The 15,834-nt window shown below is 61.2% G+C and carries 13 protein-coding genes; 8 read left to right on the top strand and 5 right to left on the bottom strand.

Annotated elements, in window-relative coordinates; translation table 11 throughout:
- The first annotated feature begins 16 nt into the window (after positions 1-16).
- Entirely contained in the window at positions 17-781 is a 765-nt protein-coding gene (locus ACZ89E_RS05160; protein ID WP_476255014.1) for a hypothetical protein, read from the top strand.
- A 53-nt stretch (positions 782-834) separates the two neighbouring features.
- On the opposite strand, the gene ACZ89E_RS05155 is transcribed toward ACZ89E_RS05160, so the two are convergent.
- Together ACZ89E_RS05155 and ACZ89E_RS05150 are read right to left on the bottom strand one after the other, a co-directional pair.
- Positions 835-2,118 (bottom strand): Zn-dependent hydrolase, encoded by a 1,284-nt coding sequence (locus ACZ89E_RS05155; RefSeq protein ID WP_149661411.1) that lies wholly within the window; start codon positions 2,116-2,118, stop codon positions 835-837.
- A gap of 142 nt (positions 2,119-2,260) precedes the next feature.
- Positions 2,261-3,745, bottom strand: a complete 1,485-nt coding sequence (locus tag ACZ89E_RS05150) for an NCS1 family nucleobase:cation symporter-1 (protein ID WP_476255013.1) — start codon at positions 3,743-3,745, stop codon at positions 2,261-2,263.
- 622 nt (positions 3,746-4,367) lie between these two features.
- Here ACZ89E_RS05150 and hydA point away from each other — a divergent pair.
- From hydA to preA, 3 genes are all read left to right on the top strand, one after another.
- A complete protein-coding gene (gene hydA, locus ACZ89E_RS05145) occupies positions 4,368-5,807 on the top strand; it encodes a dihydropyrimidinase (RefSeq protein ID WP_463257615.1) in 1,440 nt (479 codons plus the stop codon).
- A 162-nt stretch (positions 5,808-5,969) separates the two neighbouring features.
- Complete coding sequence (locus ACZ89E_RS05140; RefSeq protein WP_476255012.1) at positions 5,970-7,337, top strand: NAD(P)-dependent oxidoreductase; 1,368 nt, start codon at positions 5,970-5,972, stop codon at positions 7,335-7,337.
- Positions 7,338-8,612: an NAD-dependent dihydropyrimidine dehydrogenase subunit PreA gene (preA, locus tag ACZ89E_RS05135; RefSeq protein ID WP_149661407.1), complete on the top strand. Its 1,275-nt coding sequence runs from the start codon at positions 7,338-7,340 to the stop codon at positions 8,610-8,612.
- 110 nt (positions 8,613-8,722) lie between these two features.
- Here preA and ACZ89E_RS05130 read toward each other — a convergent pair whose 3' ends face one another.
- A complete protein-coding gene (locus ACZ89E_RS05130; RefSeq protein ID WP_123508658.1) occupies positions 8,723-9,343 on the bottom strand; it encodes a TetR/AcrR family transcriptional regulator in 621 nt (206 codons plus the stop codon).
- 135 nt (positions 9,344-9,478) lie between these two features.
- On the opposite strand from ACZ89E_RS05130, the gene ACZ89E_RS05125 reads away from it, so the two are divergent.
- From ACZ89E_RS05125 to copD, 3 genes are all read left to right on the top strand, one after another.
- Positions 9,479-9,919 (top strand): acetyltransferase, encoded by a 441-nt coding sequence (locus ACZ89E_RS05125; protein WP_149661405.1) that lies wholly within the window; start codon positions 9,479-9,481, stop codon positions 9,917-9,919.
- Positions 9,920-9,986: 67 nt separating this feature from the next.
- Positions 9,987-10,340 carry a copper homeostasis periplasmic binding protein CopC gene (gene copC, locus ACZ89E_RS05120; protein ID WP_476255011.1) on the top strand — a complete coding sequence of 118 codons (354 nt, stop codon included), beginning with the start codon at positions 9,987-9,989 and terminating at the stop codon, positions 10,338-10,340.
- 3 nt (positions 10,341-10,343) lie between these two features.
- Positions 10,344-11,204: a copper homeostasis membrane protein CopD gene (gene copD / locus ACZ89E_RS05115; RefSeq protein WP_476255010.1), complete on the top strand. Its 861-nt coding sequence runs from the start codon at positions 10,344-10,346 to the stop codon at positions 11,202-11,204.
- A 109-nt stretch (positions 11,205-11,313) separates the two neighbouring features.
- Here the strand turns inward: copD and ACZ89E_RS05110 are convergent, their stop codons facing one another.
- Positions 11,314-12,459, bottom strand: a complete 1,146-nt coding sequence (locus ACZ89E_RS05110) for an HlyD family secretion protein (RefSeq protein WP_149661402.1) — start codon at positions 12,457-12,459, stop codon at positions 11,314-11,316.
- Positions 12,456-14,120: an MFS transporter gene (locus tag ACZ89E_RS05105; protein ID WP_476255009.1), complete on the bottom strand. Its 1,665-nt coding sequence runs from the start codon at positions 14,118-14,120 to the stop codon at positions 12,456-12,458. Before ACZ89E_RS05105 ends, ACZ89E_RS05110 begins: the two co-directional genes overlap by 4 nt.
- Positions 14,121-14,465: 345 nt before the next feature.
- Here ACZ89E_RS05105 and ACZ89E_RS05100 point away from each other — a divergent pair, with 345 nt between their 5' ends.
- Positions 14,466-15,761 (top strand): OprD family porin, encoded by a 1,296-nt coding sequence (locus ACZ89E_RS05100; protein WP_178129259.1) that lies wholly within the window; start codon positions 14,466-14,468, stop codon positions 15,759-15,761.
- The last annotated feature ends 73 nt before the right edge of the window (positions 15,762-15,834 follow it).

Below are 15,834 nucleotides of genomic sequence, written 5' to 3'. Positions count from 1 at the left end.
CGACAGGAGATCTGCCATGGCGCACGCGCGCAACTCTTCGGCAAAGGATAAAAACCCGGATTTCGTACCACTCAAACGCACCAAGCAGGAAGGCAATGACGCCTGGGTTTTACGAGCGATCCAGAAGCTCGACCTGGACCCGAAAGCCTGGTCGTTCATTGCGCTGTTCGGCGCCATCGATATCCTCGCGTTCCGGTTGCGAGTCGCCCAGTCGCACTTGCGCAACGACTTGCTGCCCTCGTATTGGTCCGAGGCCGCGTTCATCAACCTGGCACCGAGGTCGGCGGCCAAGACCACGGCGATCCATGTGCCACTGTTCCAGCCGGAACAGGCCGAGTTCGCCACCAAGCGCAACGGCGTGGTGGAACAACCCCTGAGCCACTTTGCCGATGCCGCGCATTGGGAAAACGTCTGCGTGATCGCGCTACCGTTGCCGCAGCAGACCATTCGCGAATCCATCGAGCGCTTCAAGCATTCGCGCTCGCCGGTCGACAGCCTGGAACATATCCTGCGCTGGCTCGCCTACGCCTGGGGTGCCGATCGCACGCCCAACCCGATCCATGAAGGCATCGGCATGCCCGGGGCGAGCATGTTGGAGGCGGTCTACAACACCGCGCAGTTCGACGTCACGCCGGGCCTGGAATCCCGGGCGGCATGCCCGGAATACCTGTGGATCATGGCCAAGTATTGGTATCCGTATTACCAGCAATTAGGTACCCAGCAGACACCGCGCGGGTTCTTCCATATCCAGCACAGCTACGACATCAAGGAAACCCGCTAAGGGATCGATTATTCGCGCCGCGTTGGGGCGTGAACAATCGACGGGTTTTCAACTCAGGCCGCCAATTCACCGTCGGCAATTGCCTTCGAAGCTGCCAACATCGCCCGCAACAACACCGCACACCCAGCCGCCAGATCGTCCGGCGCGGCGTTTTCGATTTCGTTGTGGCTGATCCCGCCTTCGCAGGGTACGAAGATCATCCCGGCCGGGCCGAGTTCGGCGAGGAAGATCGCGTCGTGCCCTGCCCCGCTGACGATGTCCATGTGCGACAAACCCAGCCCCTGTGCCGCGCCGCGGACCGCTTCGACGCAGCCCTTGTCGAAGTACAGCGGCGGGAAGTCGGCGGTGGGGGTCAGTTCGAAGGTCAGGCCGTGCTCCTCACAGGTGGTTTCGATGACTTGGCGCACTTCGGCGATCATCGAATCCAGGCGCGCCGGTTCCAGATGGCGAAAGTCGAGGGTCATGCGCACTTCACCGGGGATGACGTTGCGCGAGCCAGGGTAGGCTTGCAGGCAGCCGACGGTGCCGCAGGCGTGGGGTTGATGGCCGAGGGCAGCGCGGTTGACGGCGCCGACGATCACAGCGGCGCCGACCAGGGCGTCCTTGCGCAGGTGCATTGGGGTCGGGCCGGCGTGGGCTTCGACGCCGCGCAGTTTGAGGTCGAACCATTTCTGGCCGAGGGCGCCCATGACGATGCCGATGGTTTTGTGTTCGTCTTCGAGGATCGGGCCTTGCTCGATGTGCGCCTCGAAATAGGCGCCGACGGCGTGGCCACTGACTTTGCGTGGGCCGGCGTAACCGATCGCGTTCAGGGCTTCGCCAACGGTGACGCCGTCGGCATCGACCTTGGCCAGGGTTTCTTCGAGGGTGAATTTTTCTGCGAACACGCCGGAGCCCATCATGCACGGGGCGAAGCGCGAGCCTTCTTCGTTGGTCCAGACCACCACTTCCAGCGGCGCTTCGGTTTCCACGCCGAGGTCATTGAGGGTGCGCAGCACTTCGACGCCGGCGAGCACGCCGAAGCAGCCGTCGAACTTGCCCCCAGTGGGCTGGGTGTCGATGTGGCTGCCGGTCATCACCGGTGGCAGGTTCGGGTTGCGGCCGGGGCGGCGGGCGAAGATGTTGCCGACGGCGTCGACGGTGACGGTGCAGCCGGCCTCCTCGCACCAATTGACGAAAATATCCCGGGCCTGGCGGTCGAGGTCAGTCAAGGCCAGGCGACACACGCCGCCCTTGACCGTGGCGCCGAGCTTGGCCAGTTCCATGAGCGACTGCCACAAGCGGTCGCGGTTGATGTGCTGATGGGTGGATTGCAGAACGTCTACGGCAGCGTTCATGGGGATCTCCTCAGGCAGTTGTTATAGGTTTCTTCAGGCATTTTTTGGGTGTTTTTGCGGCCGTCTTCGCGGGCAAGCCTCGCTCCTACAAGGGACTGTGCGAATCTGTAGGAGCGAGGCTTGCCCGCGAAGAGGCCAGCAATCACACCGAAGATTTCACAACCGACGGACTGGTCCGCATCGAACACAACCCGTAATAAATCAACCCGCCCAGCGCCGACCCGGTAAACCAGCCGTAGCTGTAGAACCAGCTGAACGCATCGCTACCCAGCGACAGCAACGTCAGCACCACCGGCACGCCAAAGGCGATAAACCCGAACCAGTTCCACGTCGGGTACACGTCATCGCGATAGAGCCCGGCCAAGTCCAGTTGCTGTTTCTTGATCAGGAAGTAGTCCACCACCATGATCCCGGCGATGGGCCCGAGCAGGCTGGAGTAGCCCAGCAACCAGTTGGAATAGACGGTATCCAGGCTCACGTCGGAGACGATCAGCCCGAGCTTTTTCAGCAACTCATGGCCCATCAGCAGCAACCCGACCAGACCGGTGAGCAGCACGGCTTTGGTGCGGTTAATCACTTTGGGCGCGATGTTCTGGAAGTCGTTGGTGGGCGAGACAATGTTGGCGGCGGTGTTGGTCGACAACGTGGCGATGATGATCAGCGCCATGGCCACCGCAACCCAGACCGGGCTCTGGATATGCCCGATCAGGCTGACCGGATCGGAGACAGTGACGCCCACCAGTTTCACCGACGCGGCGGTCATCACCACACCGAGGGCGGCGAACAGGAACATGGTCAGCGGCAAGCCGAAAATCTGCCCGAGGATCTGGTCCTTCTGGCTTTTGGCATAGCGGCTGAAGTCCGGAATGTTCAGCGACAGCGTGGCCCAGAACCCGACCATCGCCGTCAGCCCGGCGGCGAAGTAACTGACCACGCTCGCACCCTCAGGGCGTTTGGCTGGAATTGCCAGCAGTTCGGTCATCGACACATTGGGCATCGCCCACACCAGCAGACCAATGCCGACCGCCACCAACAATGGTGCGGACAGGGTTTCCAGCCATTTGATCGATTCGGCACCGCGCAGCACCACCCACAGGTTCAGCGTCCAGAAGATCATGAAACCGATGACTTCGCCGGTGCCGCCGAGGGTTTTCCAGCCTTCGAAAATCGAGCCCAGAAACAGGTGAATCGCCAACCCGCCAAACATCGTCTGAATGCCAAACCAGCCGCACGCCACCAGCGCCCGAATCAGGCACGGCACGTTGGAGCCGAGGATGCCGAAGGACGAGCGCAGCAACACCGGAAACGGAATGCCGTACTTGGTCCCGGCGAAGGCGTTGAGGGTCAGCGGGATCAGGACGATGAGGTTGGCAAACAGAATCGCCAGCAGCGCCTCGCCGACACTCAGGCCGAAATACGCGGTGAGCACGCCGCCGAGGGTATACGTGGGCACGCAGATCGACATGCCGATCCACAGCGCGGTGATGTGCCATTTGTTCCAGGTTCGTTCGTGCACCTTGGTCGGTGCCATGTCGTGGTTGTAACGGGGACTGTCGAGGACGTCGGTGCCGGCTTCGAGCTCAAACAAGCCGTCGCGCTCGGTCACTTGCGATCTGATCTGTTGCATGGCCGCTCCACTGTTCTTTGAATTATTTTTGCTCATCAGGGGCTGGCGCCTGGGGGGCACGAGCCGACGATGGCCGGAGGAACTGACAACTTTCATGGACCGGCCAAGGTGTCAGCGGCGGCATCAATAAACGTGCCGGGGTTCCCGCTGGCGCCTCTTGCCGTGCCATAAAACTTTGCTAAACAACTGATGTTTATCAGTTTTATTCATTCAACTATTGAGTCTTCGGTTACTTGCCACATCACTCAGGCCGAATGCGCAGCAAGTTGTCGGAACCGTCAGGACTCAATCTGGTGCATCCCTCTTTTTTTAAAACTTGCGCATCAACCATAGTCCATCCTCAAGCGGCTGATTTCACATAGGAAATCTGGTCTTTTTTTCGATCCTGTCAAGTGCGTCAAAATGGTGATCGGCCTCACCATTTTGGTGATTTCAGTTTTTTATCCTTATTAATCAATAAGTTATTATCGATATAAGCTTATGAAAATTATTCTTGCTCATTCGATAAACTCCAGCTAGCGTCTATTCCTGACAGCGCTGACAGGAATACACCTGTTTGCGCCGGCTTCATATAAAACATTTAGAACCGGCATAAGTCGGTCATGCCTGCGAGGAACTCGGAATGTCTCTGTTGATCCGTGGCGCCACCGTTATTACCCATGATGAAAGTTACCGTGCTGATGTGTATTGCGCCGACGGCGTGATCAAAGCCATTGGTGAAAACCTGGATGTTCCCGCCGGTGCCGAAGTGCTCGACGGCAGCGGCCAATACCTGATGCCCGGCGGCATCGACCCCCACACCCACATGCAACTGCCCTTCATGGGCACCGTGGCCAGTGAAGACTTTTTCAGCGGCACGGCGGCGGGTCTGGCCGGGGGGACGACGTCGATCATCGACTTCGTGATTCCCAATCCGCAGCAGTCGTTGATGGAGGCGTTTCATCAGTGGCGCGGCTGGGCCGAGAAGTCGGCATCGGACTACGGTTTCCACGTCGCGATCACCTGGTGGAGCGAGCAGGTGCGCGAGGAAATGGCCGAGCTGGTCAGCCATCACGGCATCAACAGCTTCAAGCACTTCATGGCCTACAAGAACGCGATCATGGCCGCTGACGACACCCTGGTAGCGAGTTTCGAGCGCTGCCTGGAACTCGGCGCTGTGCCGACCGTGCATGCGGAAAACGGTGAGTTGGTCTATCACCTGCAACGCAAGTTGATGGCCCAGGGCATCACCGGGCCGGAAGCGCATCCACTGTCTCGCCCATCGCAAGTGGAAGGCGAAGCGGCGAGCCGGGCGATTCGCATTGCCGAAACCATTGGCACGCCGTTGTACATGGTGCATGTCTCGACCAAGGAAGCCCTCGACGAAATCACCTACGCTCGCAGCAAGGGGCAACAGGTCTATGGCGAAGTCCTCGCCGGGCATCTGCTGCTGGACGACAGCGTCTATCAACACCCGGACTGGCAGACCGCCGCCGGTTACGTGATGAGCCCGCCCTTCCGCCCGCGCGGCCATCAGGAAGCGCTTTGGCATGGCCTGCAATCCGGCAACCTGCACACCACCGCCACCGACCATTGCTGCTTCTGCGCCGAGCAAAAAGCCGCCGGCAAGGACGATTTCAGCAAGATCCCGAATGGCACCGCCGGCATCGAAGACCGCATGGCGGTGCTCTGGGATGAAGGGGTGAACACTGGACGGTTTTCGATGCAGGACTTCGTCGCCCTCACCTCCACCAACACCGCGAAGATCTTCAATCTCTACCCGCGCAAAGGCGCGATACGCGTTGGCGCTGATGCGGACCTGGTGCTGTGGGACCCGGAAGGCACGCGCACCATCTCCGCCAAAACCCACCATCAGCAGGTGGATTTCAACATCTTCGAAGGCAAGACCGTGCGCGGTGTGCCCAGCCATACCGTCAGCCAGGGCCGCGTGGTCTGGGCTGATGGCGATCTGCGCGCCGAGCGCGGGGCCGGGCGGTACGTCGAACGGCCGGCGTATCCGGCGGTGTTTGATTTGCTGAGCAAGCGGGCTGAGTTGAATAAGCCGGTTGCCGTCAAGCGTTGACCCATGATCGTTCCCACGCTCCGCGTGGGAATGCAGCCCGGGACGCTCCGCGTCCCATTGGAACGCAGAGCGTCCCTTGAGGCATTCCCACGCGGAGCGTGGGAACGATCAACCCACTGCCCACCAGAGGCAGACACCTCAAAAACCATGAGGCCTTAAACCGTGATCAAGTCCCTGAACCACCTCCCGCATCCCTACGAGAATGCGGCCGCCCTCGCCGGTCATTTCACCGACCTGGCGCCGCCGCTCAACGACCGTCAGGCCCATCTGGAAGCTTCGCGCTGTCTGTATTGCTACGACGCGCCGTGCGTGAATGCCTGTCCGAGCGAGATTGATATTCCGTCGTTCATCCGCAATATCCACACGGAAAACGTCCAGGGTGCCGCGCAGAAAATCCTTTCGGCGAACATCCTTGGCGGCAGTTGCGCCCGGGTTTGTCCGACGGAAATCCTGTGTCAGCAAGCGTGTGTGCGTAACAACGATCATGAGTGCGCACCAGTGTTGATCGGCCTGCTGCAACGCTACGCCGTGGACAACGCGCACTTCAGCGAACACCCGTTCCAGCGCGCCGCCGCCACCGGCAAGCGCATCGCCGTGGTCGGAGCCGGGCCGGCGGGTTTGTCCTGCGCCCACCGCAGTGCCATGCACGGCCATGACGTGGTGATATTCGAAGCCAGGGAAAAGGCTGGCGGCCTCAATGAATACGGGATCGCCAAGTACAAACTGGTGGACGATTACGCCCAGAAAGAACTGGATTTCCTGCTGCAAATCGGCGGCATAGAAATCCGTCACGGGCAGAAACTTGGCGAAAACCTGACCCTCAGCGAACTCCATCAACAATTCGACGCGGTGTTCCTCGGCCTGGGCCTGGCGGCGAGCAAACAACTGGGGCTGGATCACGAGGACGCGCCGGGGCTGGTCGCCGCCACCGATTACATCCGCGAACTGCGCCAAGCCGATGACCTGACGCAACTGCCGCTGGCCGACCGTTGCATCGTCCTCGGCGCCGGCAACACCGCGATCGACATGGCGGTGCAAATGGCGCGTCTTGGGGCTCATGACGTCAATCTGGTCTACCGCCGTGGCGTCGAGGACATGGGCGCCACCGGTCACGAACAAGACATTGCCAAGGCCAACCAGGTGCGTTTGCTGACCTGGGCACAACCGGAACAAGTGCTGCTCGATGATCAAGGCAACGTGCGCGGCATGCGTTTCGCCCGCACGCACATGGTCGACGGTCGCCTGCAAACCACCGGGCAAACCTTCGAACTGGCCGCCGACGCGATCTTCAAAGCCATCGGCCAAGCCTTCGACGGCAGCGCCCTCGCCGACCCGCTGGCCCGGGAACTCAAGCGCCAGGGCGAGCGCATCCAGGTGGATGAAAACCTGCGCACCAGCATCCCCGGCGTGTATGCCGGTGGCGACTGCACCAGCCTCGATCAGGACCTGACCGTGCAAGCGGTGCAACACGGCAAACTCGCCGCCGAAGCGATTAACGCCCAACTCATGCTCAACGTGGAGGCTGCGTAAATGGCCGATCTCTCGATTGTCTTCGCCGGCATCAAAGCCCCCAATCCGTTCTGGCTGGCCTCCGCACCACCCACCGACAAAGCCTACAACGTAGTCCGCGCCTTCGAGGCTGGCTGGGGCGGCGTGGTCTGGAAAACCCTGGGGGAAGACCCGGCGGCGGTCAACGTGTCTTCGCGGTACTCGGCGCACTTCGGGGCCAACCGCGAGGTCATGGGCATCAACAACATTGAGCTGATCACCGACCGTTCTCTGGAAATCAACCTGCGGGAAATCACCCAGGTCAAAAAGGACTGGCCGGACCGGGCGCTGATCGTGTCGCTGATGGTGCCGTGCGTCGAAGAGTCGTGGAAATTCATCCTGCCGCTGGTGGAAGCCACCGGTGCCGACGGCATCGAGCTGAACTTCGGCTGCCCCCACGGCATGCCGGAACGGGGCATGGGCGCGGCGGTCGGCCAGGTGCCGGAATATGTCGAACAGGTCACTCGTTGGTGCAAGACCTATTGCTCGCTGCCGGTGATCGTCAAGCTCACGCCGAACATCACCGACATCCGCGTCGCCGCCCGTGCGGCCCACCGTGGCGGCGCCGATGCGGTGTCGCTGATCAATACGATCAACTCGATCACCAGCGTCAACCTGGAACAAATGGTCGCCATCCCCACCGTCGGCCACCAAAGCACCCACGGCGGTTATTGCGGTTCGGCAGTGAAGCCGATTGCGCTGAATATGGTCGCCGAAATCGCCCGCGACCCTCAGACCCAGGGCCTGCCGATCTGCGGCATTGGCGGCATCGGCAGTTGGCGCGACGCGGCGGAATTCATCGCGTTGGGCAGCGGCGCGGTGCAGGTGTGCACCGCGGCGATGCTCCATGGGTTCCGCATCGTCGATGAGATGAAGGACGGTTTATCACGCTGGATGGACAGTCAGGGCTACGCCAGCATCGCGGACTTTTCCGGGCGCGCAGTGGGTAATACGACGGATTGGAAGTACCTCGACATCAACTATCAGGTGATTGCCAAGATTGATCAGGAGGCATGTATTGGTTGTGGCCGTTGCCATATTGCGTGTGAAGACACGTCGCACCAGGCGATTGCCAGCCTCAGGCAGGCCGACGGGACGCATAAATATGAAGTGATCGATGATGAGTGCGTGGGCTGCAATCTGTGCCAGATCACCTGCCCGGTGGCGGATTGCATTGAAATGGTGCCGATGGATACGGGCAAACCGTTTCTGGACTGGAATCATGATCCGAGAAACCCCTACCACGTCGCCCTGTAACTGATCGTTCCCACGCGCAGCAAAGGAATGCCGCCCGGGATGCTCTGCGTCCCATTGGAACGCGGAGCGTCCCTTGAGGCATTCCCACGCAGAGCGTGGGAACGATCGGCTTACGGCTCCAACCCAATCCCGCGCAAAATCACGCTTGTCACCGTCTGCACCGCCCGCTCGAACTGCATGTCCGACAACGGCTGATGCTCATTCAGGATATTCACCTGATGATCAAAGTCGGCGTAATGCTGGGTCGAGGCCCAGATCATGTACAGCAGCGCCGAAGGCTCCACCGGCAGGATGCGTTTGTCCTCCACCCACTGGCGAATTTTCGCTTCTTTCATCTTGGCCCAGTCGTATAGGCTCACGTCCAGCGCCTCGCCCAAGGTTGGCGCGCCGTGAATGATCTCGTTGGCCCAGACTTTCGAACCGTACGGCCGGCTGCGGGAATGGTTCATCTTGGCGCGGATGTAGCTGCTGAGCACCACGCGCGGGTCGTCGAACATTTCAAAGCACAGGGCGTCCTGCTTCCACACTTCCAGCAGGTCGAACAACACCGCGCTGTAAAGCTCACCCTTGGTGCTGAAGTAGTAATGCAGATTGGAGCGCGGCAGTTGCACTTCGGCGGCGATGTCCGCCATGGCGGTGCTGCCGAAGCCTTTTTCGGCGAAGACCTTCTCGGCCCCCAGCAGGATTTTCTCGACGTTACTGCGACGGATCTCGATCTTGTGATTGCCCATGAGGGCTCCCTGACAACAGCGTTGCCCAAGACTAGCATCCGCTCTGGGTCGCGGCGACAGGCCTTTTTCACTTCCCCGGGGAAAACCGATTGGGTAGCATCCGCCGCACTTTCCCGCCGCGATGGATCACCCGCCGTGAACATTCGACCTCGCGTTGCCACCGACGACGCCGCCCTCGCCACCCTGTGGGAACGCTCGGTGCGCGCGACCCATGACTTTCTGAGCGAAGACGATGTTCAGTTCTTCCTGCCGCTGGTGCGCGATGCCTACCTGCCGGCGCTGACGGTGTGGGTCGCGCAAGACCCGGACAGCACGCCCGCCGGCTTTATCGCCACCGGCGACAACATCGTGCAAATGCTGTTTATCGAACCGTCGCAACGGGGCCGGGGCATTGGCCGCCAGTTGCTCGACCACGTCAAAGCACTGCACACGACCCTGCGCGTCGACGTCAACGAACAGAACCCCCAGGCCCATGGCTTCTATTTGTACTATGGTTTTGAACAGACCGGCCGCTCGCCCACCGATGGCGAAGGTCGGCCGTTCCCCATCATTCACCTGCAACTACGCCCGGCGTAAACATTTCCCGGCGCACAGCGTTCATGCTTAAGTGATGCCCATTAATCTGCCCAGAAGGTAACTGACCATGCTGCTGAAAAAAGCCCTGACCACCGCCGCCCTGCTCGGCTCCCTGCTCGCCGCTTCGTCGGTGTTCGCCCATGCCCATCTGAAAAGCCAGGTTCCGGCGGCCGACAGCACGGTGACCGCACCGACGGAACTGCGCCTGGTGTTTTCCGAAGGGGTTGAAGCGACCTTTACCAAAGTGACCATCAACGGCGTACCAGCGAAAAAACTGGCTACCGAAGGCAGCGACAAGAAAACCCTGATCGTTACCCCTGACGCGCCGTTAACGGCGGGTGAGTACAAGGTCGAATGGCACGCGGTGTCGGTCGATACCCACAAAAGTGAAGGCGCCTACAGCTTCAAGGTTGGCCAGTAATTCATGACCGACGCGCTGGTGCTGTGCCGCTTCCTGCATTTTGTGGTGGTGTTGATGCTGTTCGGGGCCTGGGTGTTCCGGCCGCTGTTGCTGAACGCTGACGCCGACCCTCTGGATCGACAACTGGCGCGCATCACTCGCTGGCTGACCGTCGTGGCCTTGGTCAGCGGCGGGACTTGGCTGCTCCTGATCACCGCCAGCATGGCCGGGGCCTGGGATGCGGCGTTCGATCCGTCGACCTTGAGCCTGGTGCTGCGCAATACGTTTTTCGGCCAGGTGTGGAGTTGGCACCTGCTGCTCAATGCCGTGCTGCTCGTGTTGCTGCTGACGCCGCTGCGCGCGAACGTGCCGCTGAGGCTGATCGTAAGCGGCTTGCTGCTCGCGACCCTGGCGCCGGTCGGCCATGGCGCGATGCTTGACGGGCTCAGCGGCCAGTTGCTGATCCTCAACCAGATCATCCACCTGACCTGCGTCGGTGCCTGGCTCGGTGGGTTGATGCTGTTGGTGATGATCCTGCGCCAGCCGAACGGCCACGGGCTGAGCACGATACTGCGGCGCTTTAGCGGAGTCGGTTATGGCTTGGTGGCGGGACTGGTGATCACCGGTTTGATCAACGTTCGCGTGTTGACCGGGGCGTTTTGGCCGACACCGCTGTTGTCCGGGTTTGCCTTGATTCTGTTGATCAAGGTCGTGCTGGTGGCGGTGATGCTGGGGCTGGCGCTGTTCAATCGGTTGCGGATCAAGGATTGCGAACAGCGGGTTGGCGCGCTTCAAACCAGTGTGCTGCTGGAGTGGTTGCTGGGCATTGGCGCGGTGGCGGCGGTTTCGTTGCTGGGTACCCTGCCACCGATGATTACCGGTTAACCCTGTAGGAGCGAGGCTTGCCCGCGAAAGCGGTGTGTCAGGCAACATTGATGTCGGCTGACAGTCCGCCTTCGCGGGCAAGCCTCGCTCCTACCCGGGCCGGTGCGTTTCAGGGGTTATCGGTATGCCCTTCTGCGGCCGTATCAATGCTGACCACCACCGACATCCCCGGCCGTAGCCGCTCACTTTGCTCCTGCCCCTCATCCACCGTAATCCGCACCGGCACCCGCTGGGCGATCTTGACGAAGTTGCCGGTCGCATTGTCCGCCTGCAACAGGCTGAACTCCGACCCCGTGGCCGGCGAAATCCGCTGCACCTTGCCCTTGAATTTACGATGGTCGAGCGCGTCGACGGTGAAGCTCACCGGTTGGCCGACGCGCACGTCGTCCATCTGGGTTTCCTTCATGTTGGCGATGACCCACAACTGGTTCGGCACCAGCGCCATTAACTGCGCGCCGGAGTTGACGTAGGCGCCGAGGCGCACGCCGATCTGCCCGAGTTGGCCGTCACGCGGGGCAATGACGCGGGTGTTGGACAGGTCAATGCGCGCCAGTTGCACCGCCGCTTCGGCGCTGGCCACTGCCGCCTCCAGCGAGCCGCGATTAACGATCACGGTTTGCAAATCCTGCCGGGCAATTTCCAGGTTGGCCTGGGCCTGGGCCACGGCGGCGATGGTCTGGGCGTTGGCGGCCAGGGTCACGTCCAGTTCGCGCCTGGACACCGAGCCGTCATTGATCAGTTCTTTGTTGCGCCGCAGATCCGCCTCACTCTTGCGCTGCTGGGCCTGACTGTCGGCGACCGCTGCCTGACGCAACTTGATGGTCGCTTCGGCGCTGTTGCGTTGCTGCACCACATTGGCCAGCGCGGCTTTCTGCACCGCCAGTTGCGCCAGGGATTGGTCGAGGTGCTGCTTGTAGATCCGGTCATCGAGACGCACCAGCAAATCGCCGGCCTTCACAAACTGAAAGTCGGTCACCGGCACTTCGTACACATAACCGCTGAGTTGCGGGCCGATGATCGTCACCTGGCCGCGCACCAAGGCGTTTTCCGTGGTTTCCACGGCGCTGCTGAACGGCGGCAATTGCCAGGCATACAACACAATCAGCACACCGATGATGGCAATCGCCGCGAAGCCCATGGACGAGATGATCCGCACCCGCAGCGAACGCGGTTCGGTGGCCGGCGTGGACGGTGGCGCCACGCCCTCAGGGGTGGCGGCGATGGCATTGGTGGTCGTGGTGGTCGGTTCAGTCATGAAGAAGTGGCACCGCTGGGTTGAACGGAAGGAGTGGCAGGCGCTGAGGCGACGGCTTGGGTGGTGCTCATCAGCCACAGGGCGCGAATGGAAATCCAGATCATGGTCAGCACCGCAATCACGGCGATCAGCATGAACACATCGTTATAGGCCAGCACGTTGGCTTCGCGGGTGGCGGCGGTGGCCAGGCTGCGAATGCCTTGCAGGTTGCGCAGGCTCGGGTCGGCGATCATCGAGCCCACCGCATTGCCGCCGCTCTGCACCCGTGCCGCGACACGCGGATCAAGCAGGGTCAGGTGTTCAACGATATTGCTGGAATGGAATTTTTCGCGAACGCTCTGGAACGTGCCCAGCAGCGCCGCGCCGATCAAGCCGCCGAGGTTCTGGCAGATCCCGAACAGCACCGAAAAACTCACCAGATTGCGCGGATTGGTCAACACCCGGCGCGTGCCCAGGACCATGGTCGGGCCGAGGAAAAACGTGCCGCCGAAAGCCAGCAGGAACTGGCTGATGTACATGTTTTCCGGGCGGGTCAGGTTGTTCGAGTAGCTGTCCATCACTGAGCCGACCGCCATCAGCGCCAGGGACACGATCAGCGGCATAAACAGGTGTTTGGGGTCGATGGTCAGGGCGCTGGTGGCAAGACCTGCGATGCTGCCGAGCAACATCACCACATAGAGACTGTGCAGTTGCTGGCTGCTCATGTTCAGCATCTGCATGAAGCCGACCGCACCGGTGGATTGCTCGGACAACACCATGCGAATCAGGATCACCGCCAGGGCCAGGCGAATCATCACGCCGCTGCCAAGCCAACGGGTCATCAGCATCGGGTTGCTGCGGTTATGTTCGATGGCCAGGCCGGCGAGGATCAGCACGATGGACGCCGCCGACGCGACGCCGATCCACGGCGCTTCCAGCCACCAGTCGATACGTCCCAGGGACAGCACGGCGCACAGCAGGGCCACGCCGCTGGCAAGGATGGCGAAGGTCAGGAAGTCGAGCTTTTCGAAGGTCTTGAAGCGGTCGCCCGGCGGCAACTTGAGCAGGAACACGCAGCCCAGCGTCAGCAGCGCCATGCCCAATTCGAACAGGTACAAGCCGCGCCATTCAGCGATTTGCATCAGGTCTTCGGAGAACAATCGCGCCAGTGGCAACGCCAGTTGCGACGCCCCCAGGCCCAGCACCAGCGCCTTCATACGCCATTTCGCCGGGAAGGCCTGGATCATGTAATACAGGCCCAACGAACTCAGCGCCGCGCCGACCATGCCGTGGGCCGCGCGCACGGCGATCGCCGAACTCAGGTCGTTGACGAACAGATGGCCGAAGGTCACCAGGGCGTAGAGCACCAGGAACACTTCAGTGAACGCACGCAAGCCGAACTGCTGGCGAAACTTCACCAGCAGCAGGTTCATCGAGACGTTGGTCATCACGTAGGCCGCCGGCAGCCAGGCCATCTCGGCGGTGGTCGCGCCGAGCGCGCCTTGCAGGTAAGGCAGGTTGGCAATCACCAGCGAATTGCCGAGGCCACCGGTCAACGCCACCAGCAAACCCACCAGCGCATAGGCCAGGCGCTTGGGGTTGGAGTGATCGGGCGTCGAAGGAGAACCGGGCAAACTGGGCCGTTCGTGGGGTTGCCAGTTGCGCGGGGCGTAGTGATCCATTCAAGGGCCTTGTGTTGAGATGGCGCCAGTTTGCCGCAAAATCGTCGGGCAAAACACACATCCCTGTCGGTGCGGGCCTGTGTGGCGAGGGGGCTTGCCCCCGTTCGGCTGCGAAGCAGTCGTAAAATCAGACGACTCGGTGGGTCTGAAGAACCTCATGGGGGCGCTTCGCGACCCAACGGGGGCAAGCCCCCTCGCCACACAAGCCTCGCTCCTGCAAAGATCGGCATGTCATCGTACAACTTCTGATTGACAACCCCGCAAAGCCACGCAAATAATCGTCGCCATGTTGTACGACGACGTATAACAAACAATAAAAACAACAAGAAACAAAGGGAAGTCACAGTGAGCAAACTCGTCCGTCATTCCGCCGTCTGCACCCCTCGCCCGACCTTCATCCGCCGCCACACCCTGAGCCTGATCGGTTGCAGCAGCCTGGCCCTCGCCTTGCCCATGACTGGCCACGCCGAAGGTTTTGTCGACGACGCCAGCGCCACGCTGAACCTGCGCAATGCCTACTTCAATCGCAACTTCACCAACCCGGCCTACCCCCAGGGCAAGGCTGAAGAGTGGACGCAAAGCTTTATCCTCGACGCCAAGTCCGGCTTCACCCAAGGCACCGTCGGTTTCGGCGTGGATGTGCTGGGCCTGTACTCGAAGAAACTCGACGGTGGCCAAGGCACCGGCGGCACGGGACTGCTGCCGCTGGATCACGACGGGCGCCCGGCGGATAACTTCGGCCGCACCAACGTGGCGTTCAAGGCCAAGGTGTCGAAGACCGAATTGAAGGTCGGCGAATGGATGCCGGTGCTGCCCGTCCTGCGCTCGGACGACGGCCGCTCCCTGCCGCAAACCTTCCGCGGCGGCCAGGTGACGTCCAGCGAAATCGATGGCCTCAAGCTCTACGGCGGCCAGTTCCGCGCCAACAGCCCACGCAACGATTCGAGCATGGACGACATGTCGATGAACGGCAAAGCGGCGTTCACCTCGGATCGCTTCAACTTTGGCGGCGGCGAATACACCTTCAATGAAAAGCGCACCCTGGTCGGCGTCTGGTACTCGGAACTCAGCGACATCTATCAGCAGAAATATTTCAACCTGAGCCACAGCCAACCCATCGGCGACTGGACCCTGGGCGCCAACCTCGGCTACTTCATCGGCAAGGAAGACGGCAGCGCCCTGGCCGGCGACCTCGACAACAAAACCGCGTTCGCCATGCTCTCGGCCAGATACGGCGGCAGCACCTTCTATGTAGGCCTGCAAAAACTCAGCGGCGACGATGCCTGGATGCGCGTCAACGGCACCAGCGGCGGCACCCTGGCCAACGACAGCTACAACTCGAGCTACGACAACGCCAAGGAAAAATCCTGGCAAGTGCGCCACGACTACAACTTCGTCGCCCTGGGCATTCCCGGCCTGACCCTGATGAACCGCTACATCAGCGGCGATAACGTGCACACCGGGGCGATCACCGACGGCAAGGAATGGGGCCGCGAAAGCGAACTGGCCTATACCGTACAGAGCGGCGTGCTGAAAAACCTCAACGTCAAGTGGCGTAATGCGAGCATTCGCAAGGACTTCAGCACCAATGAGTTCGATGAGAACCGGATTTTTGTGAGCTATCCGATTTCGTTGTTGTGAGGCGAGCACTGGCATAAGGAGCGACTCAATCCCTGTGGCGAGCGAGCTTGCTCGCGCTGGAGTGCGAAGCGCT

The organism is Pseudomonas sp. TE3899 (genome assembly GCF_056279105.1).
Note: the sequence above shows the minus strand (reverse complement) of the source record. Positions and strands in the feature narration are given on the sequence as shown.

Bases quoted from the DNA above. Each gene is read 5' to 3' on its own strand.
- ACZ89E_RS05160 (WP_476255014.1), top strand. From the start codon at position 17: ATGGCGCACGCGCGCAACTCTTCGGCAAAGGATAAAAACCCGGATTTC.
- ACZ89E_RS05155 (WP_149661411.1), bottom strand. From the start codon at position 2,118: ATGAACGCTGCCGTAGACGTTCTGCAATCCACCCATCAGCACATCAAC.
- ACZ89E_RS05150 (WP_476255013.1), bottom strand. From the start codon at position 3,745: ATGCAACAGATCAGATCGCAAGTGACCGAGCGCGACGGCTTGTTTGAG.
- hydA (WP_463257615.1), top strand. From the start codon at position 4,368: ATGTCTCTGTTGATCCGTGGCGCCACCGTTATTACCCATGATGAAAGT.
- preA (WP_149661407.1), top strand. From the start codon at position 7,338: ATGGCCGATCTCTCGATTGTCTTCGCCGGCATCAAAGCCCCCAATCCG.
- ACZ89E_RS05130 (WP_123508658.1), bottom strand. From the start codon at position 9,343: ATGGGCAATCACAAGATCGAGATCCGTCGCAGTAACGTCGAGAAAATC.
- copC (WP_476255011.1), top strand. From the start codon at position 9,987: ATGCTGCTGAAAAAAGCCCTGACCACCGCCGCCCTGCTCGGCTCCCTG.
- copD (WP_476255010.1), top strand. From the start codon at position 10,344: ATGACCGACGCGCTGGTGCTGTGCCGCTTCCTGCATTTTGTGGTGGTG.
- ACZ89E_RS05110 (WP_149661402.1), bottom strand. From the start codon at position 12,459: ATGACTGAACCGACCACCACGACCACCAATGCCATCGCCGCCACCCCT.
- ACZ89E_RS05105 (WP_476255009.1), bottom strand. From the start codon at position 14,120: ATGGATCACTACGCCCCGCGCAACTGGCAACCCCACGAACGGCCCAGT.